Origin of the sequence: Streptomyces carpinensis, from assembly GCF_002154505.1 — a bacterium.
GTDB classification, from domain to species: domain Bacteria; phylum Actinomycetota; class Actinomycetes; order Streptomycetales; family Streptomycetaceae; genus Streptomyces; species Streptomyces carpinensis.
The window spans coordinates 1-24,913 of sequence record NZ_MUBM01000183.1 but is presented as its reverse complement, the minus strand read 5'-3'; the positions used below and the strand labels follow the sequence as shown (position 1 = coordinate 24,913).

Here is a 24,913-nt window from a genome sequence, read left to right as displayed (position 1 = left end):
GCCACCTGCCTCTACGCCGTCTACGACCCGGTAGCCGGACAGGTCACCCTGGCGAGAGCCGGCCATCCGGGACCCGCCCTGGTCCGTCCGGACGGCACGGTCGTCTTCCCCGACGTCCCCGTCTCCCCACCCCTGGGCCTGGGCGGCAGCCTGCCCGTCGAGACCGCCGAACTGCGACTGCCGGAAGGATCCAGCCTGGTGCTGTTCACCGACGGCCTGATCGAGACTCGCGAACGGGACATCGACACCGGCCTCGCACTGCTGCGGCGGACCCTCACCAATCCCCCGCACGCCCCGGCCCGCGATCCGGAGCACACCTGCCAGGCGGTCTTCGACGCCCTGCGAACGGGCCGACCCCGCGACGACATCGCCCTGCTGGTCGCCCGCACCCGCGCGCTCGACCCCGCCCGGGTCGCCACCTGGAACATACCCCGGGACCCCGCGGCCGTCCCCCGCATCCGCGCCGGTGCCGGCCGCCGGCTCGAGGCATGGGGCCTGGCGGAGATCGGCTTCACCACCGAGCTGATCGTCAGCGAACTGATCACCAACGCGATCCGCTACGGATCCGAGCCCATCCACCTGCGCCTGCTGCACGACCGCACCCTCATCTGCGAGGTTGCCGACGGCAGCAGCACCTCCCCGCACCTGCGCAGGGCCGCGACCACCGACGAGGGCGGACGCGGCCTGTTCCTCGTGGCCCAGCTCGCCCAGCGCTGGGGAACCCGCTACACCGGCCGTGGAAAGATCATCTGGACCGAACAGGCCCTTCACGACGCGCCGGAAGTCGTCGGCCCCCTCCTGGCCGCCGCCCTGCCCGATGAGGTCACTCCGTGACAGCGGCCGGGGCGGCCAGGAACGGAGCGCCAGTGCCGTCCCGCCGCGAGGCGACTGTGCTGGTCGTGGTCCTCAACGAACCGAATACGGCTGGTCGCACCGCGTCTGCGATCGCTAGTCTCGCCGACCGTGAACCAGCGGCGGCGTAAGAAGCTCACCCATCATCTCTTCCAGGCAACTCTGGCGGCCGACCCTGCCCGCGTGAAGGCGCTCCTGCGGGCTGGAGCGGATCCCGGGGGAGGGGACAGCGACGGCGCCACCCCGCTATATCTGGCGTCTGTGCAGGGAGATGCCGAGGTTGTCCGCCTGCTCATGGAGGCAGGGGCCTCCCCTGACACCGAGAGCAGCGGAGCCGGCTCGGAGGGCACACCGTTGTGCGCAGCCGCGTGCTGGGGACACACCGAGACAGTGCGCGAACTCCTGACGCACGGAGCCGACCCGAACCTCCGTGAGGATCGCGGAACAGGCCGGTCCCCCTCGGACTGGGCGAACGACGGCTCCCACACCAAGACTGCCGAACTCCTCATCGCAGCCGGAGCAGGCCCCGCGGAGGCACCCTAAGCTGCACGTATGCGCATGCGTCCGATCGTCGGTCCCGTACCCGACACCGGTATACGCCCCGCCGGCGGGATGGACGAGATCGCCGGGCAACTCGCCGCCGGCGGGGTGGCCGTCCTGACCGGGGCCGGAATCTCCACCGAGTCCGGCATTCCCGACTACCGGGGCGTGACCGGGCGGCACCGACGGCACTCCCCCATGACCTACCAGGACTTCGTCTCGGACGAGGAGAACCGGCGTCGCTACTGGGCCCGCGGCTATGTCGGGCGCCGCGCCATCGCCGAAGCCCGGCCCAACACCGGGCACCACGCCGTGCAGGCGCTGCGCGCCTCCGGGTACGTCGACGCCGTGATCACGCAGAACGTGGACGGGCTGCACCAGGCCGCCGGGACGAGGGACGCCGTCGCCCTGCACGGCAGCCTGGACCGTGTCGTCTGCCTCGACTGCAAAACGATCTCTCCCCGCGACGAACTCGACGCCCGGCTGCTCGCCGCCAACGGTGAGTTCCTCGCGGCACAGGACGCCGCCGGCCTTCGCGTCAACCCCGACGGCGACATGGAACTCCCCGGCGACATCGTCGACACGTTCCGCGTCGTCCCCTGCGAGCAGTGCGGCGGTGTGCTCAAGCCGTACGTCGTGTTCTTCGGCGAGAACGTGCCGCGGGCTCGCACCCAGCACTGCTTCGACCTGATCGACGCGGCCGACTCACTGCTCGTTCTCGGCTCGTCGCTGGCCGTCCTGTCGGGACTGCGGTTCGTGCGCCGCGCCGCGAAGGACGGCAAGCCCGTCTCCGTCATCAACCTCGGCCCGACACGCGGCGACGACCTCGCCCACGCGCATGTGGCGCTGCCGCTCGGCCAGGCCCTCACCGCACTGACCGAACGCCTCGGCATCTCCTGACCAGCCGTGCTCAACGCTGCGGGACCCCGGCCGCCGCCGGCCGGGGTCCCGCACCCGTCGGTGCTCAGCAGTCGGGGATGACGGTGCCGCTGTTGTCCTTGGCCTCGTCGTTGCCCCAACGGGAGAGGTAGTAGGCGGAGACGTACTGGTTCACCGGGCCGACGTCGGGGTCGGTCCTCAGCCACCAGTGGTTGTAGCTCGATCCGCTGCCGATCTGGCGGCCCCACACCTTGCAGTACACGTAGTTGGTGCCCGCGTTCAGGGTCCCGGTCTGCGTGGTGCTGGTCGGGGAGGCGTACACCGGGGCGTTCGCGAAGGTGTCGACCCAGTACTTCACGGACACCCCGGGCGCTCCGCCGCCGGTGTTGCTCACCGTGACGTTGCGGTAGTCGGCCGCTGTGTCCTCGGCGACCAGGCCGGGCTGTCCGTTGAGCAGCACCGGGAAGGACGAGCCGGTGAAGGTGCGCTGCTGGGCCTGGCTGCCGTCCAGGTAGAAGGTGTAGGCGGCGCCGGCCTTGACCACCTTGAGGGTGTGGTACTGGGTCGGGTCGAAACCGGTCGGCAGGCTGGAGTTCTGCCAGGACTGCTCGACGCCCTGCACCACGGCGTGCGTGGCGAGCACCCCGTTCCGCTGGTCGATGAAGACCTCGGCGTGGTTGTCACGGTCGGCGTAGGACGCGTAGACGCCGTACTTGGGATATGCCGAGGTGGTGCCGGTGGCCGTCTGGCGCACATCGGCCGAGACTGTGTAGTCCTCGTAGTTCGGGTTGCCGGCGTAGAAGAGCTGCGACCATGCGGCGCTGCCGCTCGGTGCGGTCAGGCCGGCGGCACTCGGACTGGTCACGGACCACGCCCCGGTCTGGCGGCCGTGGGTGCTGTCGCCCTCGGCCGCGTCGCCGAACGCGTCGGCCCAGCCCGAGGCGTAGGGGTCGGCGGAGGCCACCGAGCCGGGCTCGCCGGAGGGCACCTCGAGCGGCACCCCGTCGTCGACCGGGTAGCCCAGCAGCGGCGAGCCGTCCCGGGCGTCCCAGTACAGTCGCTGGGCGCGCAGCTCGCGCCCAGCGTCGCAGCCTGCGGTGCTGGAGTGCACCAGGAACCAGTCCTCGGTGCCGTCCGGCGAGGTGATGGGTTCGAAGGAGGCCGAACCGACGACGTCGCCGTGATACTTGAAGATCGGCCCGGTCTTGGTCCACGACGAGGAGCTGAGCAACGTACCACCGGTGTTGGTCAGCAGTCCGACGGCGTAGCTGCGGGTGCCGCAGAAGCTGGCGGAGAAGGTGATGTAGGTCCGGCCGCCGTGCTGGAAGGCCTCCGGCCCCTCGTTGACGGGGAAGTACCCCACCGTGCCGCTGCTCGGGCTGTCCGGGTTGTCCACGGTCTCCCACGGCCGGGTCGGCGCCGAGATCTGCACCCGGTCGCCGCTGATGTGCAGCGGGTCGCTCATCGGCGCAAGGTAGATGGCCTGCTGCCCGCCGGCCGACGTGGGCCATCCGGACCAGGCGATGTACAGCTTGCCGTCGCTGCCGGTGAACACCGTGGGGTCGATCGCCCACAGGTCGCTCGACTCGTGGAGCTGGCCATGCGCGTAGCCGGTGTCGGCCTCGGTGTACGAGCCCGTGGGGTCGTCCCCGGTGGCCTGGAGGACGAAGAGCCGGTGTGCGGATCCCACTCCGGCCGTGGTGGCGGTGTAGTAGATGTAGAAGTGGCCCTGTGCGTAGTGGATCTCGGGGGCCCAGACCTCGGCGGAGTTGGACTGCCCACCGGGTATCCGGAAGACGTCGTACTTGGCGGCCGAGGCGAAGCCGGAGATGGTGGCCGACTTCCACACGCACAGGTAGCCGGCGTCGCAGCCGTCCGTGCTGGTCATGTAGTAGTAGCCGCCGTACCGGATGACGTACGGGTCGCTCACGTGCTGTCGGATGGGGTTGGTGAAGGTCGCGGCGGCGGTGGCCGCGGCGGAGAGCGTCGGGCGGACGGCCTGAGCGGTCGTCGGCAGCAGCGCGACGACGAGCGCGACCAGTCCGGTCAAGGCACGCAGCAGTGGACTCCGCCGGCTTCGGAGGACTTCGACCATGGCTGGCTCCACAGAGGGAAAGGGTTGGGGCCGCCGGTACATGACGCGATACCGGCGGCCTGGGCGGGGGGCGCACGGTGGCCCACCGGCAGGAGCGGGTGCCGGCGGGTGCCCGCCGGCGGGGTCCGGGTGTTGTCGGCCGAACCCCCGTGGCGGTGGGTGTTCAGCAGTCGGGGATGACGGTGCCGTTGTTGTCCTTGGCCTCGTCGTTGCCCCAACGGGAGAGGTAGTAGGCGGAGACGTACTGGTTCACCGGGCCGACATCGGGGTCCGTCTTCAGCCACCAGTGGTTGTACGTCGTGGCGTCGCCGATCTGACGGCCCCACACCTTGCAGTACACATAGTTGGTGCCCGCCTTCAGGGTGCCGGTCTGCGTGGTGCTGGTCGCCGAGGCGTACACCGGCGCGTCGGCATACGTGTCGACGTAGTACTTCACGGGCGTCCCGGACGCTCCGCCACTGTTGTAGGCCTCCAGTTCACCGATGGACGTGAAGGTCCTCGTGCCGCCGGGGACCCCGATGATCCGCACGCCGTCGCCGGAGGTCGGCGTGAAGTCGAACTGATAGGTGTGGTTCTGCCCGGCGGAGGAGTCGTACGGGTAGGACGGCGAGGTGCGCAGGCCGGCGACGTCGGTCCAGGTGCCGTTGTCGCGGACCTGCACACGGAGATTCTGGGCGAACCAGCCGCCGTCGGGGAACATGTTGCCCGTGGTGTACACGACCCGGTCCAGCGTGTAGGTGCGTGGCCAGGTGTAGCCCCACCAGCTGGCGCTCTTGTTCTCGTCGTTCCAGTCGTCGTCGGACTGCGCACGATTGCCGTCGTTGTAGAACTGCACGTTGCCGTAGTGCGTGGCCCGCTCGATGCCCACGGTCCCCGGCTCGCGGGCGAGGTTGCGTGCCGGGTCGGCGGCGTTGGACGGGGTGGACGGCACGTCGGGTGTGAGGTCCATCCGGCGCAGCGAGAAGGTGTAGGCCCAGTTGTCGCCCGACGGATAGCCACCACCGCAGGGGCAGACGTTGGACTGCAACCACACCGACTTTCCGTCGGCGCTGATGTACTTCGAGGGGATCGTGGTGGCGTAGCCGCCGTGCTTGGTGTGGGTCCAGGGGTAGCCGCCGAAGTCCTTGGTCTCGAAGTGGCGCCAGGGGCCCCATGGGGTGGGCGACTCGTAGAACTCGAAGGTGTACTCGGTCCAGGAGGTGTAGAGGTAGCGGTTCAGCGGCTTGTCGTACACCACGCCGCCCTGGCTGATCACGCTGAGGTCACTGGCCCGGCCGGCGGTGTAGACGTTCTGGTAGATGTGGCGGTCGTCGTGGAGCACCGCGGTCCGCTGGTTGATGTCGGAGGACCAGGTGGGGTTGCCGGCGGAGTCGAAGCCGCTGACGAACTGCCAGGCGGAGCGGTCCTGTACGGAGGCGCGGGGCACCCGGGCGAGGTAGACGTCCACCGGGTCGGGGACGGAGTCGTTGAAGGAGTCCCGCCAGTTGTGGTCCAGGCCGTAGGCGTAGACGTAGCCGTCGGGGGCGTTGGCGTAGGCCTTGCCGTAGTCGAGGAACATGACCGTGCTGAACACCCCGTTGTCGAACATGGGGCGCGAGTGGTCCCAGGTCCAGGTGCGGCCGTGGTCCGTGGACTTGGCGATGGTGGCCACGGGGGCGTCGTTGAAGTCGAAGGCCAGGTCCTGCACCGCCAGGTACAGGGTGCCGTCCACGCAGGCCATGCCGGTGGGCTTGCGGGAGTGGTTGGCCGTCCACACCTGGCCGACGGCGTCGCCCTGGGCGAGGCTGGTGCCGCTGAGGCTGCCCGGGGTGCCGGAGATCCGGGCGACCCCGATGTCGCTGTAGGGCGCGTTGAAGCCCACGCCGTCCCCGTAGGCGCCGTAGACGTTGTCGTCGTCGGACCAGCAGTTCGGCCACAGGTCACCGTGGTTGACGTTGTCCCCGATGGCCGGGGCGCCGACGGTGGCCCCGGAGTCGATGCGCACGGTGGAGAAGAAGCTGCTCTCCGGTGGGGAGACCGCGGCCGGTGCGGAAGCGACCGCTGCGGGACGCGCGGTGGCGGGCGGCGTGGCCGCCGCTCCCACACCTAGGACCAGGAAGAGAGAGGCGGCGACACCGGCCACGGTGCGCCGTATTCGGCTGACTCTGAGCATGACTGGCTCCGGACGGTGAAGAAATCGATTTCACATGCGGTGGTGCATGCGCGGGGGTCGAGGATGCGGTGGGGAAGCTGAGTTCGCACGGGCGTCACTGCGGACGCGTGCCGCGCGAGGAAGCCGGCGTTGTCGCCGAGGACGAGCGGTCTGGCATCCGGGCCAGTTGGACAACGACCGCCGGCGAACGGCACGTCGGTGCTCAAACTGCGCGGCGGTACGTGTGCGCGCCGATCGCGGTCAGCAGTCCGGGATGACGGTGCCGTTGTTGTCCTTGGCCTCGTCGTTGCCCCAACGAGAGAGGTAGTAGGCCGAGATGTACTGACCCGCCGGGCCGACGTCCGGATCCGTCCTGAGCCACCAGTGGTTGTAGCTCGATCCGCTGCCGACCTGCCGGCCCCACGTCTTGCAGAACACGTAGTTGGTGCCCGCCTTCAGGGTGCCGGTCTGGACGGTGCTGGTCGGCGAGGCGTAGACCGGGGCGTCGGCGAAGGTGTCCACCCAGTACCTGGCGGGCTGGGTGGCATCGGCGGCGAGGCCGTCGATGCGGTAGTGCATGACCCGGTAGTTCTGGTCGTCGTACCACTGGCTGACGGCGATGTGGAAGTCGGCGAACGTCGAGCCGGGAATGATGAATCCGCCGTACGGGCTGGCCACGGCGTTACCGCTCTCGTTGCCGGGCGTCGTCGGCACGATCACCGTCTGCTCGGGTGTGGTGAACAGGTTGGAGGTCGGCTGGGGGAAGATCTGGGCGCGCATGGACAGCACGTCCATGTTGAGCCAGGTGAAGGCGTACTGGCCGCCCATCGCGCGGAGGCAGATCTCGCCCCACCTCCGGCGGGCGGTGATGGTCGTCGGGTAATTGCCCCACGCCCAGGCCCCGTTCGCGTAGCCCCACGGTTCGTAGGCGGGGGGCTTGCCGAGTTGGTCCTGGCGGACGCGGTGCAGGAGGAGGTCCGAGGCTATGTCACGGTTGAACGCGGTCGACAGGACATAGCAGTAGCCGTCGTCGGCCACCGCGTAGGTCTTCTGCTGGAACTGGCCATTGTACTGGTCACCCGGCCACTGGCACAGGTACTCCCATGTCTCGCCGTTGTCGGTGGAGCGCCAGAAGTCCGAGTGGTCCGTCTGGTAGATCACACCGCGCATGAGGTGCATGTACATCGTGTCCCCGACGGTGAACACGTCCGAGGGGATGGCGGTGGTGCCGCCTGTGTGCCCTTCGGGGACCAGGCCGTCCGCGTGGGCGCCGCCCACACTGCCGTCGATGGTCAGGGAGTCGAGGTCGCTCCTGCTGGAGCGCAGGCCGACGGGTGCGCGCCAGTCGGGGCCGCCCACGCCGGCACCGTCGAAGGTGTCCCCGCACACGAACAGCATGGACCCGTCGGGGCAGCGTGCGGGGATGCCGAGGTCGGTCCAGGGTGCGGCGAACGGGCCGGTCTCGACCGGGCCGGTCAGATTCTTGATCTTGCTTCCGGTGACGGCCGAGGCGACCGACGCGGCGCAGGTGGCCGCTCCGGCCGGCACCGCGGCCGTCAGCAGGCTCCCGCCTCCCACCGCGGTGCCGAGGAGGCCGGAGAGGACGGCCCGGCGGGTGGGGGACGTGCGGCGGGTACCGGCCGGCGCGGCCTGGAACGGGCTCGGCTCTTCGGCGGAGCTACGTGCTGGCTGGGTGTGCATGACGGCTCCTGTGGGGGTTCGAGTCTCCCGCTGCCCGGCTGGAAGAAATCGATATCACGGACACCGTAGAGGCAGAAGGGGAACGGCGACCATAGCGCGGGGCAAAGAAGTGACGCGCATTTACAACAGCACGCCAACACGGCTAGTCTCCCGCCGACTTCCCTTGACCTGCACGTCGGGAAGCCCCTGAGCAGCACGTCCATGTGTATCCCGTTTTGACCAAGGTCCACCTGCTCGCCCCCACACGACGCCGCCCGGCTTCGCTTCGCCCCCCGCGCCACTCGTGCTCGACCCCATGCCCCGAAGCCGTGACGCACCGCAGGCAGGCGACAGGCCACCCTGCCCCCAACATCGTCAAGTCCCCGCAGGCCGACCCTCGATGACCGCCGTACAGCTGCCGCGAGCGGTCACGGGCTCACGCAACACTGTCATGATCACGGCAAAAACGGAGGAATCCCATGCACCGGGCCAGACCAGGCCGCGCCAGACGCACCGCCGGCACCGCGCTGGCGCTGCTCCTGGCGGCGGCGTCCACCGCCATCAGCGCCCCCAGCGCCAGCGCCACGTCCGCTACCCAGGAGGTGTCCTACCGGGGCTACCACCTGAAGGTGCCGACAGGATGGCCGGTTTTCGACTTGGCCAAGGCGCCGGACACGTGCGTCCGCTTCGACATGCACGCCGTGTACCTCGGCCACCCCGGCTCGCAGGCAACCTGTCCCAGCCATCTGGTGGGGCGCACCGAGGCCCTGCTGGTCGAACCCCTGGACGGCACCGGCACCGCGGCCGTGGACCGCACCACCGGCCTCGCCCCACGGGGTACGGCATCCTATGTCCCGGCCACGACAAGCCCGTTGGGCGAGATCCGGCTGGCGGTGCCGTCCGCGGGGGTCATCGCCACCGCCTCCTACGGCACGGGCGAGGCCGCGGTCGAGCAGATCCTGCGCACCGGCCGCCTGGGCAGCGACGCCCGAGCCGGCGCCGTACCTCATGCCGAGAGCCCGGCCGTGGCGGCGCAGGACACCGCCGTCGCCGCGCAGCCCGGCGCCTTCACCGGCCAGGGCTTCGAGGCGTGCACCGCGCCCAGCACTTCGCAGATGAACGCCTGGGCAGCCTCCCCCTACCGGGCGGTGGGGGTCTACATAGGCGGCAACAGCCGGGGCTGCGCCCAGCCCAACCTCACCTCTTCCTGGATCGGCACCGTGACCGGCAACGGCTGGCACGTCATGCCTACCTACGTCGGCTCCCAGGCGCCGTGCACCAACTTCGGGCACCGTGTCTCCACCGATCCGGCGACCGCCCGCAGCCAGGGTGTCTCGGAGGCCGACGACGCCGTGGCCCAGGCACAGGCGATCGGCATCCCGGCCGACAGCGTCATCTACGACGACATGGAGGGCTACAACAACACCATCCCGTCGTGCAGCCTCGGAGTGCTGAACTTCCTCTCCGGGTGGACCGAGCAGCTGCACGCGCGGGGCTACCGCTCGGGCGTCTACTCCAGCGCCTCCTCCGGCATCAAGGACCTGGCCGGCCAGTACACCACGGGCGCCTACACCCTCCCGGACCACATCTGGTTCGCCTGGTGGAACAACGCCGCGGACACCGACGCCGGTTCCTACGTCCCGGCCGCCTACTGGGCCGACCACCAGCGCATCCACCAGTACGCCGGCGATGTGAGCGAGACCTGGGGCGGAGTGGCGATCAGCATCGACCGCGACTACCTCGACGTCGACGGTGGCGGCAGCGTCCCGCCCGCACCCACCAAGTACTGGGTCGACACCTTCGCGAACGCGCCGGTGTACGCCTCCCCGACCAGCACCACGCAGACCGGCACCCTGAACGCCGGCACCAACTACGTGTACTGCAAGGTGTGGGGCCGCCAGATCGGCGACGCCACCACGTACAACCACTGGTGGCTGAAGACCGACCCCGACATCGGCCCGGCGAACCAGTACGTCTCCGCCTACTACCTCTCCCGTTGGGGCAACGACGAGGCCAAGGACAACAACGGCACCGTCATCCCCGACTGCTGAGGCCCGTTCCGGATCCGGGTGCAGCAATACACCGCCCGCGCACGCAGGGCACACAACCCTTCGGCGCGCGACCCGGTCCACCGTCGCACTCACCCCCGCGGCCGGGCGCGCCGGCCCACTGCGCGCCGTTGAGCCGCAGCCGCCTTCCCCAAGCACCGCACCGACAAGGAGACCGGATGCGTTCGCCGCGTATCGCCCTGCTGAGCCTGGTGGCCATAGTCGCCGGGTTCCTCACCGCATCGCCCGCCCAGGCGGCGCCCCTGTTCAAGGCGCCGTTCCCCTGCGGCCAGACATGGACCTACTCGCATCACGACGGTGAGGTCCGCCTCGCCCTGGACTTCGTCAGGTCGGACGGAGGACAGACCAACGGCGCTCCGGTGCTCGCATCGGCCTCGGGCACGGCCCACCGCTACTCCCAGCCCAGCGGCGCCGGCAACTACATCGCCATCGACCACGGCGGCGGCTGGACGACGTACTACTTCCACCTCTCCGCCTACTCCGTGCCGGACGGAGCGTCCGTCGTGCAAGGACAGGAGATCGGCCTGACGGGCTCCACGGGCAACTCGACCGGGCCGCACATCCACTACGAGCAGCTCCTCAACGGCGTCGGACAGAACATCGTGATCAACGGCACGTCGCTGGCCCCCTATCCGAGCCAGTACAATGTCAAGAACCTGACCAGTGACAACGCCTGCGGCAGCGGGACACCCACCAAGTACTGGGTCGACACCTTCGCGAACGCGCCGGTGTACGCCTCCCCGACCAGCACCACACAGACCGGAACCCTGAACGCCGGCACCAACTACGTGTACTGCAAGGTGTGGGGCCGCCAGATCGGCGACGCCACCACGTACAACCACTGGTGGCTGAAGACCGACCCCGACATCGGCCCGGCGAACCAGTACGTCTCCGCCTACTACCTCTCCCGTTGGGGCAACGACGAGGCCAAGGACAACAACGGCACCGTCATCCCCGACTGCTGAGGCCCGTTCCGCACGGGACCCGGCCGACGGGCCAGGAGCGCGTCCCCCTATGCCGTCGAGGCCCTCATCCGGCGGAGACGGTGACGGGAGCAGCGACGGCTCGCCGGCCGGTTCCGGGTGGTCTGCCGGCGCCTCCGGCCGGGCGTCCGCGGACTCCGGGCGGAACATGGCCTCCTCGTCCGGGGTGCCCGGGGCCGCCTGGCAGACCACAAGCCGCCGGCCCCCGTCCGGGCGAGCCGCATGACCTAAGGGGCATCGATCCGACCTTCGGATGCAGCTGCGCAGGCTCGCGCCGGACGGGAGTGCGACGTCCTCCGGGCGCACCTGCGCCCGGGTCACTCGGCCGTCGCCCCGGAGGCGTCGTTGGCGCAGCGGAAGCCGAGGTTGCCGGAGGAGGACTCCGGGGTGTTGGAGGAGCGGGCGGCCACCCGGTAGCGGTTGCAGTAGGAGTCGTGGCACAGGTAGGAACCGCCGCGGGTGACGCGTGCCGTACCGGTGTCCGGGCCGTGCGGGTCCTCCAGGGGTGCCTCGGCGTAGTAGGAGGGGGAGAACCAGTCGGAGCACCATTCCCAGACGTTGCCGGCGAGGTTCCACAGTCCGAAGCCGTTGGGGCGGTAGGACTTGACCGGCGCGGTGGTCAGGTGCCCGTCCTCGGCCGTGTTGGTGTGGGGAAACCGTCCCTGCCAGATGTTGCAGCGCCATCGGCCGTCGGGGGTGAGCTCGTCGCCCCAGGGGTAGCGGCGTCCGGCCAGGCCGCCGCGTGCGGCGTACTCCCACTCCGCCTCGGTGGGCAGGCGCTTGCCGGCCCACTGCGCGTAGGCGGTCGCGTCGTTCCAGGAGACGTGGACGACGGGGTGGTTCTGCCGGCCGGTGATGTCGGAGCGTGCCCCCTCGGGACGGCGCCAGTGGGCGCCCCGGACGTTGATCCACCAAGGGGTTCCGGCGGCATGGCCGAAGACGTCGGCCGAGGGGGCGTCGACCACGAGGTGGAAGACGGCCGAGGACCCGTAGCGTTCAGCGTCGGTCACGTGACCGGTGGCCTTGACGAAGGTGGCGAACTGGGCGTTGGTGACGGTGGTCTCGTCGATGTGGAAGGGCTTGAGACGTACCGTGTGGACGGGTGTCTCGCCGTCGGCGGGGTAGCCCTCGCCGAAGGCGTCGCCCATCGCGAACTCCCCGCCCGGCAGGCGGACCTGTCCCCGCGTCGACTGCCGGCGGGCGGCGGCGCGCGGGGCCGGCTGCGCTGCCGGTGGGGCCAGCGCGAGGGCGGCCGGTGCGCCGGACGGGGTGCAGCAGGGGTGGTGATCGCGGGTCATGGGTCCCAGTCCTCGGTTGCGGGGCGGGTGGCCGTGCACGGGTCGCTCGGCGCCTGCGAGCCGTCGTCCGTGCACGGAGCCGGGTGGTTTCATCGGCGGACGTCCGCCGGCATCTGCGGTCCTCATGCGGTGCATCGGGCGTCCGCGCGATGCCGGCGCATCTGCTACTTCTGGTAGGTGGACTCGTCGAGGCCGCTCAGGGTCGGGTCGTGTCCCACCTCGCCGACGTCGTACATCGACGTCATCCAGTGGTAGAAGTTGTCGCCGCGCTTCCGCAGGAGGTCGTACAGACGGCGCATCATCCGCGAGCGGACCTCGGCCTGTTCGGGATGGTCGTAGACATTCTGCAGCTCGTCGGGGTCGGTCCGCAGGTCGTAGAGCTCGTTGACCGAGTCGGGGTTGACGACGAGCTTGTACCGGTCCTCGCGGAGCATGCGCTGCGGGTACGGGAAATGGTGGCCGTGGAATTCGCAGACGATGTCCTTCTCCCAGTCCACCGCCTCGCCGTGGACGAGCGGCAGCAGGCTGCGCGAGTCGACCGCGGGCTTCGGGTCGATGCCCGCCAGGTCGAGGATGGTCGCGGTGCAGTCGAGCAGGCTGACGAACTCGGACCGTACGACGCCGCCGGGCGCGCCCGGGACGCGGAGCAGGCCGGGTGTGCGGTAGATGTCCTCGTACATCGCGGGGCCCTTGTCGTGCAGCCGGTGGGAGCCGGTGAACTCGCCGTGGTCGCAGGTGAAGAACACTGCGGTGTCGTCCACGAGTCCGAGCCGCTGCATCGCTTCCATGACCCGGCCGATCTGCATGTCGATCAACGCCACGTAGCCCCAGTACACCGCGATGAGTTTGCGGGTCGTCTCGATCGGCATGGTGTCGAAGGTCCAGTGCGCGCTGTAGTTGCGCTGGACCGGGGGTTTGCCGTGGAAGGTCTCGGCGATGGACCGCGGCAGTTCCACGTCCGCCGGGTCGACCAGGTCGAAGTACTCGTCGGGAAGGATGTAGGGCAGGTGCGGTCCGAAGAAGTGCAGGGCGAGGAAGAACGGTTGCTCGCTCTGCCGGTGGTCCGCGGCGTACTTCTCGAGCTTCTCTATGGCGCGGGTGGCCAGGTAGTGCTCGAAAGTGGCCTCGACCGGCTGGTGCAGCCGGGCGGCGAGGAGGTTGCCCGGGCCGCCGTTGGGCAGGGTGCCGCGGATCCGGTCGCTGATCTCATAGGGCGGCAGGCCGCGTTCGTGGAGGTAGGCGAGGTAGTCCGGGTGGTCCACGGGGTTGTGCCAGCCGGGCAGTTCGGGGCCGTCGAAACCGTAGTCGGCCGCTGTCCGTCGGTTGCCGGCGTGCCACTTGCCGATGAGGCCGCAGTTGTAGCCGTGCTCGCGCAGTGCCCGGGAGAAGGTGAACTGGTCCTCGGCGAGGTCCTCGAGGTAGCCGACGTTGCGCTCGTGGTTGGCGAGCAGCTTGTGCCGGAAGGGTGCCTGGCCGGTCAGCAGGCTGGCCCGGGCGGGGGTGCAGATCGCGGTGGGGGTGTACCAGCGGTCGAAGCGGGTGCCGGTGGCGGCGAGTTCGTCGAGGGCCGGGGTGTGCGCGAGCGGGTTGCCGTAGGCGCCGAGAGTGTCCGCCCGGTGCTGGTCGGTCATGAGGAAGAGGATGTTCTGCCTCGCCGCGTCGGACGTGTGGGACGCGGTCACTCGCCGGCTCCGGTGAAGAGGTCGCCGGTGTAGTAGGTCTTCGGGTCGATCGGGTCCTTGAGTTTGCCCGCCTGGACGAAGTAGTCGTTCATTCCCTTCAGCCACTTGTCGATGGTGCCGTTCTTGGTCAGCTCGTCCAGCTTGGCGACGTCGAGCAGTTCGACGTGGGATGCGTCCGCCTTCACCTGGTCCTCGGGGATGCCGAGTTTGTCGGCGGTGAGCTTGATGGCCTCGTCCTTGTGTGCGGAGCGGTACGCGATCGCCTCCCGCAGTACGGCGAGGACCTTCTTCGCCTTCTGGGGCTGCTTGGCGACGAAGTTGTTGCCGGCGACGAAGGCCGTCGGGAAGGAGACCTTGTCGGCGAAGTCGGAGTTCTTCGCCAGTTCGACGAGGTTCGGCACCTGCTTCTTGATGGTCGCGGCGGCGGGGTACCAGAAGCCGGCGGCGTCGACCTTCTTCGAGGAGAACGCCGAGACGATGGTCGACGGGTCCATCGGCACGATCTTGACGTCCTGCTTCGTCATCCCCGCCTTCTCCAGGGCGAGGGTGAGGATCATGTCGCCGGAGGTGCCCTCGGGCACGGCGACGGTCTTGCCCTTGAGCTGCTGCATCGAGGTGATACCGGGCTGCGCGATGACGCGGTCGGCGTCGCCGAGGGTGTTGATCGCGACGACCTTGGCCTTGCCGGAGGCCGGCAGCCACATCGCACCGGGGCCGATGTAGCCGAGGTCGAGGTTGTCGGTGCCCAGCGCCTGGATCTGCAGGGGGCCGTTGGTGAACACCTTGCTCTCGGCCGAGAGGCCGTGCTTGGCCCACATCCCCTTGGCGTCGGCGATGGCGATCAGGCTGGTCCCGTTGAAGTCGCCGATGTAGCCGATGCGTACCTTCTCGCCCCCTTTGCCGGAGGAGGAGTCGCTGCCGCATGCCGTCAGAAGAGCGGCGGCGGCAAGGCCCGCGACGGCAGCGGCGAAACCTCTGCGGGAGGTCGTGAGTGGCATGGATGGGTCCTTCCGATCAGGTCGTCGTCGACGGCAGGGGGGCGGCCGTGCGGCCGTCCTGGTGGTAGACGGAGTGCCACACCCGGTTGCGCAGGGCGGCGAACTCGGTGCTCAAGCGGAAATCCTCGTCGCGGGCGTCGTCCCAGCCGACCTCGATGACGTCGTACACGCGTCCCGGCCGGGCGGCCATGACGATGACGCGGTTCGCGAGGAAGACGGCCTCGTCGACGTCGTGCGTGATGAACAGGACGGTCCGCTTGTCCTTGCTCCAGGTGTCCAGGAGCTGTTCCTGGAGCTTGACCCGGGTGAGGGCGTCCAGCGCGCCGAACGGTTCGTCCATCAGCAGGATCGAGGGGTTGACGGCGTAGGCGCGGGCGATGGCGCATCGCTGCCGCATGCCGCCGGAGAGCGTCTTCGGGAGCGCGTCGGCGAACTGCTCGAGCCCCACCAGGCCGATGAAGTGCTCGGCGCGCTCGCGCCGTTCGGCCTTGGGTACGCGCGCGGTCCGCAGGCCGAACTCGACGTTCTGCCGGACGGTGAGCCAGGGGAAGAGGGCGTACTGCTGGAAGATCACACCACGCTCGGGTCCCGGCCCGGACACCGGTACGCCGTCGACGAGGGCCCGGCCCGCCGTCGGCTCCTCCAGTCCGGCGAGGATGTTCATCAGGGTGCTCTTGCCGCAGCCCGAGGGGCCGACGACGGTGACGAACTCGTTGTCCGCGATGTCGAGGGAGAGGTCGTCGAGAGCGGTGAACGTGTCGCGTCCCAGAGCGAACGTCTTGGTGACGCCTTGGACGGATATCTTGGCCGCGGTGCTGGTCATCGGCGTTCCTGCCATCCGGTGAGCTTGCGTTCTGCGAGGAGCAGGATGCGGTCCATGAGCAGACCGAGGATCCCGATCGAGATGAGTCCGACGAAGATCGTCGGAAGGTCGTAGTAGAGCTCGGCGTTCTGCATCCGGTAGCCGAGGCCCTGCTGGGCGGCCACCAGCTCGGCGGCGACCAGGGTCGCCCATGCCGAGCCGAGGCCCACCCGCATGCCGACGAGGATGAACGGTGTGGAGGCCGGCACCACGACACGGGCGAAGATGGTCAAGTCCTTGGCGCCGAGCACCCGGGCGGCGCTGATCAGCGTGCGGTCGACGCTCACCACGCCCTGGAACGTCGAGATGACGCACGCGAGGAACGCCGCCAGGAAGATGACGAACACCTTCGGTGTCTCGTCGATGCCCATGACCACGACGGCCAGCGGGATGATCGCCAGGGGCGGGATGGTCCGGAAGAACTGGATCCACGGCTCGATCAGGCCGCGCAGCACGCGGTACCAGCCCATCAGGAAGCCGACCGGGACGGCCACGGCCGTACCCAGTGCGAAGCCGATGAGTACGCGGGTCAGGCTGGCGGCCACGTCCTTGCCGAGCGTGCCGTTGTCGATCAGTGTCCTGGCCCGCGCGACGACCTCCGGCGGTGTCGGCAGTTTGAAGCCCGCGGACGCCAGTGCCCACCAGATCGCGATGCCGAGGGCGACGGACACCGCGTTCAGGACGAGAGGCAGTCCGCGCCCACCCGACCGCGAACGCTGCGGTGCCCTCTCAGCGGCGCCCGCGGCGCCGGAGTCGGCGGATGTCCCGGATGTCTTCTCGGGTAGGGGGTTTCGCCGGCCGGCGCCCTGCTTGTCAAGGACGGACATGGGCGGCTCCTTCGGTGGTGGAGTTGCGTGCGCCGGAACCGCTCTTCAGATCGGCGGTTTCCGGATATCTCGCCAGGAGGGGTGAACTGTGGAAGACCGCGGCCAGGGCGCCGAGTGCGCCGTCGTCGTCCGAGAGCCGTGCCGCCTCGACGACGGGACCGGCCGACGCGATCGGGAAGAGCTCGCCGGCGAGAGTGGCGGCGACCTGCTCCACGATGACGGGCGCCAACCGGGCGATGTCGCCGCCGATGACCACCTTCGCCGGGTTGAGGGTCATCGTCGCTGCGCCGACGACGCGTCCCAGCGCCCCGGCCGCCTCCCGCAGCACCCGGTCCGCGACAGGGTGCGCGCCGGCCACGGCGGCCGCCAGGTCCTGGAGGTTCTCCAGGCGGAGGCCGAACTCCCAGCAGGCGGCGAGAATCCCGGGCACGGAGGCCACGGTCTCCAGACAGCCGCGTTTGCCGCACCGGCACGGCCGGCCCGCCGGTTCGACGGTGACGTGCCCCAACTCGCCGGCCAGTCCGGTCGAGCCGGTGACGAGCTGGCCGCCGACGACGAGCCCGCCGCCGACGCCGTCCGACAGACGTACGTACACCAGGTCGGCGACGCTGTCGGCGCCGGTGATCGCCTCGGCCAGGGCGGCCAGGCGGGTGTTGTTGTCGACGATCACCGGCGCGTCGAAGCGTTCGGCGAACGCCACGTCGACGCCCTCCGGGGCCGGGCGGAGCACGGTCCTCCCCGCGGCGGCGCGCGGCCAGGCCGTTCCCTCGGGTGCCGGGTACGGCCCCGGCACGCCGATGCCGATGCCCTGCAGTGCCCCGAAGTGCACGCCGGCCTCGGCACTCAGCCGGTCGACCAGCCCGAGTGCCAGCTCGGTCCGCGTCGGCCAGGTCGCCGTGTCGTCGTACCGGACCGAGTCGGAGGCCATGATCTCGTGCGAGGCGTCGGCGATGACGACGTGTACGCGCCGGTGGCCGAAGTCGACGCCCATGAACTGCGCCGACGCCGGGTCGAGCGCCAGCCGCTCGGCCGGTCGCCCGCTGCCAGCGCGACTGGAGGCATCGGTGTCCACGACGACGATGGCGCCTCGTTGAAGAAGGCTGCCTGTGATCTCGGACAGGGTGGTGCGGGACAGCCCGACGACCCGGGCGATCTCGCCTCGGCTCATGGCGCCGTTCTCCTGCAAGGCACGCATCACGCGCTCCTCATGGGTGCGCCTGACCAGTGCGTGCACTCCGGTGGGCATCTGCATGCCGGTCAAAGTAGGGTGGCTGAAAAATTCCGTCAACACTCCGACAGAAAAAGCCGGGGAGACAGTGGCTCACTCCCCCACGAGCGCATGGCGGTTGATCCCCCGTCACCGGCTTTCCTGCTACGGCCGACCCCCATGACACCCCGTTACACAATCGTGACACGCCTTGCCGGTCAGCCGACTTCATGCCGGACCTGCAGAAACGCCCTGGCGGGTGAAGGGGGCGACACTCAGGGCCCCTCAGATCATTTGTCCGGCCTGTTGACGGAAAAAAGGGCCGTTCACATGCTGTGTTGCGCCATACCAGCCATGGCCGGCCCCGGCACTCCGGAGCACGGGCACACCGGCTCGTACTCGAACCGCCGTGCAGACTCGGCCCCTTGCCGGAGCGGGCTCCACGACCTCGGCCGGATGTCCAGGACGACCACCGCTCCACCGACCTGGCCGCCCGCAGCGGCATGCGCCCAGTCGTCGAGGCGGAACGGACCAGGGGCGGCAGGTCCCCGTCGGCCGTCCTGCCGGTCAAGGCACCGGCGTACCGGACAACATAAGGAGAACGTGACTGATGACCAGCACCGAGAGCGGGTTGCACCGGCGGACCCTGTTGGCCGGTGTCGCCGGCCTGGGAGCGGCGGTGGCCCTGCCGGTGACCGCCGCGCAGGCAGCGCCCGGACCCGCGGACGGCACGCCGGTCGGACGCTACCCGTCCAACTGGGCCGACCCCGAGCCCTACGGCCTGGCCGACACCCGGCTCGACCTGTGGCCGCGTGATGACAACTCCTTCGTCCTCCCTCTCGAGTTGCGCCCTCGCGACCAGGAGCACGGCCAGGTATGGATGCGGGACACCTACGTCAACTGCTTTGTCGTCGACGGCCGTCCGCTCTACGTCGCCACGGGCACCACTCGTGTGCCCGGACTCGCGGCGGCCGCCCCCTGGAACGACGGCATCTTCGTGTGGGTGGCCCCCTCCCTCCACGGGCCGTGGAGACTGGCCGACACGACCGGCGTACGGCCCGGCGCGGAGCGGGGCAAGGTGTGGTCCCCCGAGTTCGTCGGTGAGAACCGGCCCGGACGGACCGTCGTCGCCCCTTGGCAGGAGTACTGGTACGACGACCAGTTCGGCAAGCGCGGCGAGGTCTGGGCCCCGGAACTGCACTACTTCCGCGGGACGTGGTACATCGTCGCGTGCATGGGCGACCACTCCCGCAAGGTCGGCTCGTTCCTGCTCGTGAGCGAGGGCGGGGTGGAGGGACCGTACCGGCTCGTCGAGGGCAACCGCGACAAGCCCTTCGGCGACTCGTTCATCGGCGGCCCGAAGTTCATCGAGCCCGGCGCCTACCACCACATCGACGGCAGCCTCTACGCCGAGGGCGACGACGCGTGGCTCGTGCTGCACAACGACCTGTACGCCAGGTTCCGCGACGACATGGAGGACATCGTCCCGACGACGAACCTCCCCAAGTTCCAGCAGGTGCCCTACGCGCCCGAGCCGTACCGCGAAGGCGTGTACGTCTTCAAGTACAAGGGCAAGTACTACCTCGTCCAGACCGCGTGGGACTGGGCGTCGGTCAATGCCGACGGCAGCACGCGGTACGCCTACGACACGCCGGGTGCGGGTCGCACGCAGTACCAGTACGACGCGGTCGTCGCCGTCTCGGACTCCTTCGAAGGGCCGTACTCCAAGCGGTGGACCGCGGGGGTCGGCATCGGCCACAACAACTTCTTCGCGGACCATCACGGCGGCCTGTGGTCGACGTTCTTCCGCAACCCGAACTTCGGCTACTGGTCGGATCCGTCACGCATCGACCACTCCGCCGTCCCCGGTGTCGTACGGCTGGAGTGGACCGGCCCCGGGCACGACCGGCTGTACGTCAAGCGCCAGAATCCTGGCCACACCGTCAGTGGGTGACCCCTCGGTGCGGCGGCCGATCCTGCCCGCGTGGAGGACCGGCCGCCGCAAGCGGGCACGAACCGGAGCCCCGACGGGCACCGCCTCGCCTCACCGCACGGACACACCCCTCACCTCGGCAGCAGCATCGCGACGACGACCAAAGCGAGGAGCGCCGCGTAGGCCCAGGCGTGGGTTCGGTCGGCGATCTTCGGTGGCCGGCGGCGCAGTACAGCGATCACGGGCAGTGCGCCGGCCAGAAGGGTCACAGCGGCCCGGAGGTCGACCGTCCCCGCCAGGTGCGCCTGTACGTGCTCGGTGACCGGAGTGGCCGAGCCGCCCAGAGAGACGGCGGCGGCCGGCAGCGCGATGGCGAAGGTGAGTGGATTGGCGAGTGCGGTCGCCACCCGCATCGGGTGCCCGGCCCGTCTCATCGCCGGAACCGTCATGACGCTGCCCCCCACTCCGAGGAAGGCCGCCACCGCACCGATCGGCGCACCGAAGGCGGTCGGCAGCCGCTTCGGCCCGCCGGTCGCCGTCTCCTGAGCACAGGGGCGCAGGAATCCTGGGCGCAGGAGCAGGTCGGCCAGGGTGAGGGCAACGTACACGACGAACGCCCACCTGACCGGCCCGAACGGCGCGTGAAGCGCGGCGAGCGCGCCGACCGAGGCCCCGCCGGCCAGCAGCACGACCAGCGCGCCGCTTCCCCGCAGCCGGACGAGGGTGTGGCGCGGAGTGACGGCCGTCGCGAATCCGGAGTTCACCACCATGACCACCGCGGAGGTGGCCGTCGCCACCCTCATCGCGTCCGGCCCGAGGCCGGTGTCCGCCCACATGACGACCGGGACGGCGACGAACCCGCCGCCGAATCCGAACAACACAGTGGTGAGTCCCGTGAGGACTCCGATACCGAGCAATGCGACAACATCCACACAGGCCACTCCACCACCTGCCGGGCAGTTCCCGCATGCGATGATCGGCGCCATTCCTTCGATACTCGGCCACTAGGGTGGGAGAGGTGAAGAACGTCTCCCTGGCTGATGTGGACCACGTGGAGCGGGCCGTCCTGCCGATCGGCACCGACTACGCGCCCGGTCATCTGCTGGACTGGCACGAGCACCGACGCGCGCAGTTCCTCTACGGCGCCACCGGGGTCATGGTCGTCGACACCGCCGACGGCTCCTGGACCGTTCCGCCCGAGCGCGCCCTCCTGATCCCCGCTGCGACCCGGCACCGGGTCCGGATGCTCCAAGTGAGCACCCGGAGCCTGTACATCGAGCCGACGGCCGTGCCGTGGTGGCCCGCGACCTGCACGGTCGTGGACGTACCGCCGCTGCTGCGCGAACTGCTGCTGGCCGCAGTCGAGTTCGAGGCCGGGTACGACCTGTCCGGACGCGAGGGACACATCGCGGCGCTCCTGCTCCACGAGATCGCCGCGCTCGCCCCGCTTCCGTTCCACATCGGCGTGCCCGCCTCCCCCGACCTCTCGGCACTCTGCCGCGGCTACCTGGCGGACCCGGACGTCACCGTCACCAATGCCGCGTGGGCCGCGCGGACGGCCATGAGTGAACGCGCCTTCACCCGGCGTTTTCGCAGGGAGACCGGCGAGAGCCCGGCCGGCTGGCGGGCCCGCGCACGACTCCTCGCGGCGCTCCCCCTGCTGCGTTCGGCCTCCGTCACCGAGGTCGCCGGCCGACTGCGCTACGCCTCGCCTGCGGCGTTCACCGCCGCCTTCACCCGCGCCTTCGGGGCACCGCCGTCACGGTTTCACCGCTCGTCGCCCTGACGATCCGCCGGGCCGGTCGCCGGCAGGATCTCCACCACTGGCCTGGTCACCACGAGGCGCGTGGCCGGCCGGCGCCCGCGGTTCTTCCGGCGCCCGCCCGGGCTGGACCGGTCGTCCTGCCAGGTCCAGCCGAGGGCGGGCGCCCACTGCGCACACCGCTCGACCTCCACGTATCGGCGACCTGACCCTGCATCAACTGCGCCAGGCCGACGACACTCGAAAACGTCGAACAGTCGGTACCGCTCTGGCTCAGTCCGTGCCGGATTCCATCGCGGCGCGGTCCAGCATCGTCTCCTCCTCGGCGGCCTCGCCGCGCGAGGCGATCACCTCGGCACCGCCCTCCGGCATGGCGCCGATCAGACCGGTCGAGGCCGCCTGCGCGGCACCGATCGGGGTGGGGTGCTCGGTGCCGACCATGCCCAGGCCCGCGTACTGCTCCAGCCGTGCGCGGGAGTCGGCGATGTCCAGGTTCCGCATGGTGAGCTGGCCGATCCGGTCCACCGGGCCGAACGCCGAGTCCTCGGTGCGCTCCATGGAGAGCTTGTCCGGGTGGTAGCTGAGCGCCGGGCCCCGGGTGTCGAGGATCGAGTAGTCCTCACCGCGCCGCAGCCGCAGGGTCACCTCACCGGTGATCGCCGCGCCGACCCAGCGCTGCAGCGACTCGCGCACCATCAGCGCCTGCGGGTCCAGCCAACGGCCCTCGTAGAGCAGCCGGCCGAGGCGGCGGCCCTCGGTGTGGTAGGCGGCCACCGTGTCCTCGTTGTGGATCGCGTTGACCAGGCGCTCGTAGGCGATGTGCAGCAGCGCCATGCCGGGCGCCTCGTAGATGCCGCGGCTCTTGGCCTCGATGATGCGGTTCTCGATCTGGTCGGACATGCCGAGCCCATGCCGGCCGCCGATGGCGTTGGCCTCCAGCACGAGGTCGACCGGGCTGGCGAACTCCTTGCCCTGGATGGTGACCGGGCGGCCCTGGTCGAAGCCGATGGTGACGTCTTCCGGCGCGATCTCCACCGACGGGTCCCAGAACCGCACGCCCATGATCGGGTCGACCGTCTCGATGCCGGTGTCGAGGTGCTCCAGGGTCTTGGCCTCGTGCGTGGCACCCCAGATGTTGGCGTCCGTGGAGTAAGCCTTCTCGGTGGGGTCCCGGTACGGCAGCCCGTGTGCGAGCAGCCACTCCGACATCTCCTTGCGACCGCCCAGCTCGGTCACGAAGTCGGCGTCCAGCCAGGGCTTGTAGATCCGCAGGTGAGGGTTGGCGAGGAGGCCGTAACGGTAGAACCGCTCGATGTCGTTGCCCTTGAAGGTGGAGCCGTCGCCCCAGATCTGCACCCCGTCCTCGAGCATCGCCCGCACCAGCAGGGTGCCGGTCACGGCGCGTCCCAGCGGCGTGGTGTTGAAGTACGGCCGCCCACCGGACTTGATGTGGAACGCGCCGCAGGCGAGCGCCGCCAGCCCTTCCTCGACCAGTGCGGCCTTGCAGTCGACGAGCCGGGCGATCTCGGCACCGTACGTGGTGGCACGCCCGGGCACGGATGCGATGTCGGGCTCGTCGTACTGACCGATGTCGGCGGTGTACGTGCACGGGACCGCGCCCCTGTCACGCATCCAGGCGACTGCGACCGACGTGTCGAGTCCACCGGAGAAGGCGATGCCGACGCGCTCGCCGACGGGGAGGGAAGTGAGGACCTTGGACATAGCAAGACTATGCATCGAAACGCATGATCATGCAACTATGGACGCTTCTTCCGTTGCCCGGGCAGCATCTCCGGCGGCTTCGTCCCGCTCTCCCGCGGTGCCGGACACCGCCCTCCCCGGCCCCGGACGGTTCCACCGGCCCGCCCGCGGCGCTGTCCCAGGGCGCGGTCCCCGGTCACCGTCCGGCGGCCGCCGCCTCCCGATGCCGCGCCCACGCCCGCTCGCGCAGGTCCGCACTGCGCAGTACGTCCGCGGCCGTGCACGCCAGTGCCTCGGTGACGGCCCGCAGCACCTCACGGGCCCGGGAGGACACCGCGGCCTCGGCGAACTCCGGGGTGTGGTCCGAGCCGTCCGCGCCCATGATGGCCACGAACGGATGGATGGTGGGCACGCGGGTGCTGACGTTGCCGACGTCCGAGGAGCCCAGGTACACGCCGGGAGCGGGCGGAGTGAGGGTGATGCCCGCCCGGCCCAGGTGCGCGGCGAAGCGCTCGGAGAGCACCGGGCTGTCCCGGAAGTGCTCGAACCGGACGGTGGCCCGCTCGACGATGACCCTCGTCCCGGTGGCCATGGCCACGCCCTCGGCGCAGGTACGCAGCTGCCCGCTCAGCTCGTCCAGCGCGGCGGTCGTGGCCGCGCGCAGGCCGAAGCGGCCCTCGGCGTACTCGGGGACGATGTTCGTGGCCGTACCGCCGTGCGTGACGATTCCCTGGACGTGCGAGGCTTCCGGCAGCCGGCGGCCGAGCGCGTACAGCACGTTGAACAGCTCGACGAGCGCCGCCAGCGCGTCGACGCCCTCCGTGGGATTGCCCGTCGGGTGCGCGGCCCGGCCGTGGAAGCCGACCCGGTACTGCTCTTGCGCGGTCAGCGGCGCCCAGGCCCAGTCGTGCACGCCCGGATGGAACATCAGCGCGGCGTCGACCTCGTCGAACACTCCCGCCTCCGCCTCCAGCGCCTTGCCGCCGCCGCCTTCCTCCGCGGGGGTGCCCACGGCCAGCACCGCGCCGTCGAGCCGCTCCCGCACCGAGTGCACGGCGAGCGCGGCACCCAGACCCGCGGCCGCGATCAGATTGTGTCCACAGGCGTGGCCCAGGCCGGGCAGGGCGTCGTACTCCAGCAGCAGGGCCACGGTCGGCCGTCCCAGGCCCGAGCGTGCGGTGAACGCGGTCGGCAGTCCCGCCACCTCACGCCGCACTTCCAGCCCGGCGCCTTCCAGCTCGCCCGCCAGCAGAGCCGCCGCACGGTGTTCGGCGAAGGCGTACTCCGGGTCGGCATGCAGGGTCGAGGCGATGCCCCAGATCGTGTCGGCGCGCTCCGCGACCGTCTCCCGGATTCGGGAGTGGAGGGCATCTGGCGCGAGGGAAGGGGGTTCGGGGGGCACGCGGCCTCCTGC

17 protein-coding genes and 3 pseudogenes are annotated in these 24,913 nt (G+C 70.1%); 7 read left to right on the top strand and 13 right to left on the bottom strand.

Annotated elements, in window-relative coordinates; genetic code table 11:
* The 3 genes from BZY54_RS24295 to BZY54_RS24285 all read left to right on the top strand — a co-directional run.
* Nucleotides 1-834, top strand: an 834-nt coding sequence (locus BZY54_RS24295) for an ATP-binding SpoIIE family protein phosphatase (protein WP_158103907.1), incomplete at its 5' end; no start/stop codon positions are given.
* Nucleotides 835-963: 129 nt separating this feature from the next.
* Nucleotides 964-1,395, top strand: a complete 432-nt coding sequence (locus BZY54_RS24290; protein ID WP_086727457.1) for an ankyrin repeat domain-containing protein — start codon at nt 964-966, stop codon at nt 1,393-1,395.
* A gap of 9 nt (nt 1,396-1,404) precedes the next feature.
* Nucleotides 1,405-2,292, top strand: coding sequence for an NAD-dependent protein deacetylase (locus tag BZY54_RS24285; protein ID WP_086727456.1), 888 nt, complete (start codon nt 1,405-1,407; stop codon nt 2,290-2,292).
* Nucleotides 2,293-2,356: 64 nt separating this feature from the next.
* Here BZY54_RS24285 and BZY54_RS24280 read toward each other — a convergent pair whose 3' ends face one another.
* The 4 genes and pseudogenes from BZY54_RS24280 to BZY54_RS24270 form a co-directional block, all read right to left on the bottom strand.
* Nucleotides 2,357-4,366: a glycoside hydrolase family 43 protein gene (locus tag BZY54_RS24280; RefSeq protein WP_158103906.1), complete on the bottom strand. Its 2,010-nt coding sequence runs from the start codon at nt 4,364-4,366 to the stop codon at nt 2,357-2,359.
* Nucleotides 4,367-4,529: 163 nt separating this feature from the next.
* Nucleotides 4,530-4,829: pseudogene (locus tag BZY54_RS53515) on the bottom strand (M23 family peptidase); the annotation flags it as partial.
* Nucleotides 4,830-6,758: 1,929 nt separating this feature from the next.
* Nucleotides 6,759-7,028: pseudogene (locus BZY54_RS53510) on the bottom strand (M23 family peptidase); the annotation flags it as partial.
* A 24-nt stretch (nt 7,029-7,052) separates the two neighbouring features.
* Nucleotides 7,053-8,198: pseudogene (locus tag BZY54_RS24270) on the bottom strand (DUF4185 domain-containing protein); the annotation flags it as partial.
* A gap of 458 nt (nt 8,199-8,656) precedes the next feature.
* On the opposite strand from BZY54_RS24270, the gene BZY54_RS24265 reads away from it, so the two are divergent.
* Together BZY54_RS24265 and BZY54_RS24260 are read left to right on the top strand one after the other, a co-directional pair.
* The gene (locus BZY54_RS24265) at nt 8,657-10,228 is read left to right on the top strand and encodes a DUF1906 domain-containing protein (protein ID WP_086727454.1); all 1,572 of its coding nucleotides are present in this window, start codon (nt 8,657-8,659) and stop codon (nt 10,226-10,228) included.
* 176 nt (nt 10,229-10,404) lie between these two features.
* A complete protein-coding gene (locus BZY54_RS24260; RefSeq protein WP_086727453.1) occupies nt 10,405-11,211 on the top strand; it encodes a M23 family metallopeptidase in 807 nt (268 codons plus the stop codon).
* 335 nt (nt 11,212-11,546) lie between these two features.
* Here BZY54_RS24260 and BZY54_RS24255 read toward each other — a convergent pair whose 3' ends face one another.
* The 6 genes from BZY54_RS24255 to BZY54_RS24230 all read right to left on the bottom strand — a co-directional run bounded on the left by BZY54_RS24255 (nt 11,547) and on the right by BZY54_RS24230 (nt 18,148).
* On the bottom strand, nt 11,547-12,527 hold the full coding sequence (locus tag BZY54_RS24255) for a formylglycine-generating enzyme family protein (protein ID WP_086727452.1): 981 nt from the start codon (nt 12,525-12,527) through the stop codon (nt 11,547-11,549).
* 164 nt (nt 12,528-12,691) lie between these two features.
* On the bottom strand, nt 12,692-14,209 hold the full coding sequence (locus BZY54_RS24250) for a sulfatase family protein (RefSeq protein ID WP_086727451.1): 1,518 nt from the start codon (nt 14,207-14,209) through the stop codon (nt 12,692-12,694).
* A complete protein-coding gene (locus BZY54_RS24245) occupies nt 14,206-15,207 on the bottom strand; it encodes an aliphatic sulfonate ABC transporter substrate-binding protein (protein WP_086727450.1) in 1,002 nt (333 codons plus the stop codon). The genes BZY54_RS24250 and BZY54_RS24245 overlap by 4 nt, the downstream gene beginning before the upstream one ends.
* Before the next feature lie 16 nt (nt 15,208-15,223).
* On the bottom strand, nt 15,224-16,030 hold the full coding sequence (locus BZY54_RS24240; protein ID WP_086727449.1) for an ABC transporter ATP-binding protein: 807 nt from the start codon (nt 16,028-16,030) through the stop codon (nt 15,224-15,226).
* Entirely contained in the window at nt 16,027-16,896 is an 870-nt protein-coding gene (locus tag BZY54_RS24235) for an ABC transporter permease (protein WP_086727448.1), read from the bottom strand. Before BZY54_RS24235 ends, BZY54_RS24240 begins: the two co-directional genes overlap by 4 nt.
* Entirely contained in the window at nt 16,883-18,148 is a 1,266-nt protein-coding gene (locus tag BZY54_RS24230; protein ID WP_167414054.1) for an ROK family transcriptional regulator, read from the bottom strand. Before BZY54_RS24230 ends, BZY54_RS24235 begins: the two co-directional genes overlap by 14 nt.
* 565 nt (nt 18,149-18,713) lie before the next feature.
* On the opposite strand from BZY54_RS24230, the gene BZY54_RS24225 reads away from it, so the two are divergent.
* Complete coding sequence (locus tag BZY54_RS24225; protein ID WP_086727446.1) at nt 18,714-20,057, top strand: family 43 glycosylhydrolase; 1,344 nt, start codon at nt 18,714-18,716, stop codon at nt 20,055-20,057.
* Nucleotides 20,058-20,167: 110 nt separating this feature from the next.
* Here the strand turns inward: BZY54_RS24225 and BZY54_RS24220 are convergent, their stop codons facing one another.
* Nucleotides 20,168-20,968 carry a sulfite exporter TauE/SafE family protein gene (locus BZY54_RS24220; protein ID WP_208640738.1) on the bottom strand — a complete coding sequence of 267 codons (801 nt, stop codon included), beginning with the start codon at nt 20,966-20,968 and terminating at the stop codon, nt 20,168-20,170.
* Nucleotides 20,969-21,054: 86 nt separating this feature from the next.
* Here BZY54_RS24220 and BZY54_RS24215 point away from each other — a divergent pair, with 86 nt between their 5' ends.
* Nucleotides 21,055-21,822, top strand: coding sequence for an AraC family ligand binding domain-containing protein (locus BZY54_RS24215; protein WP_086727458.1), 768 nt, complete (start codon nt 21,055-21,057; stop codon nt 21,820-21,822).
* 249 nt (nt 21,823-22,071) lie between these two features.
* On the opposite strand, the gene argG is transcribed toward BZY54_RS24215, so the two are convergent.
* A complete protein-coding gene (gene argG, locus BZY54_RS24205) occupies nt 22,072-23,520 on the bottom strand; it encodes an argininosuccinate synthase (protein WP_086727443.1) in 1,449 nt (482 codons plus the stop codon).
* Between the two features lie 175 nt (nt 23,521-23,695).
* Nucleotides 23,696-24,901 carry an amidohydrolase gene (locus BZY54_RS24200; RefSeq protein WP_086727442.1) on the bottom strand — a complete coding sequence of 402 codons (1,206 nt, stop codon included), beginning with the start codon at nt 24,899-24,901 and terminating at the stop codon, nt 23,696-23,698.
* Nucleotides 24,902-24,913 lie beyond the last annotated feature (12 nt).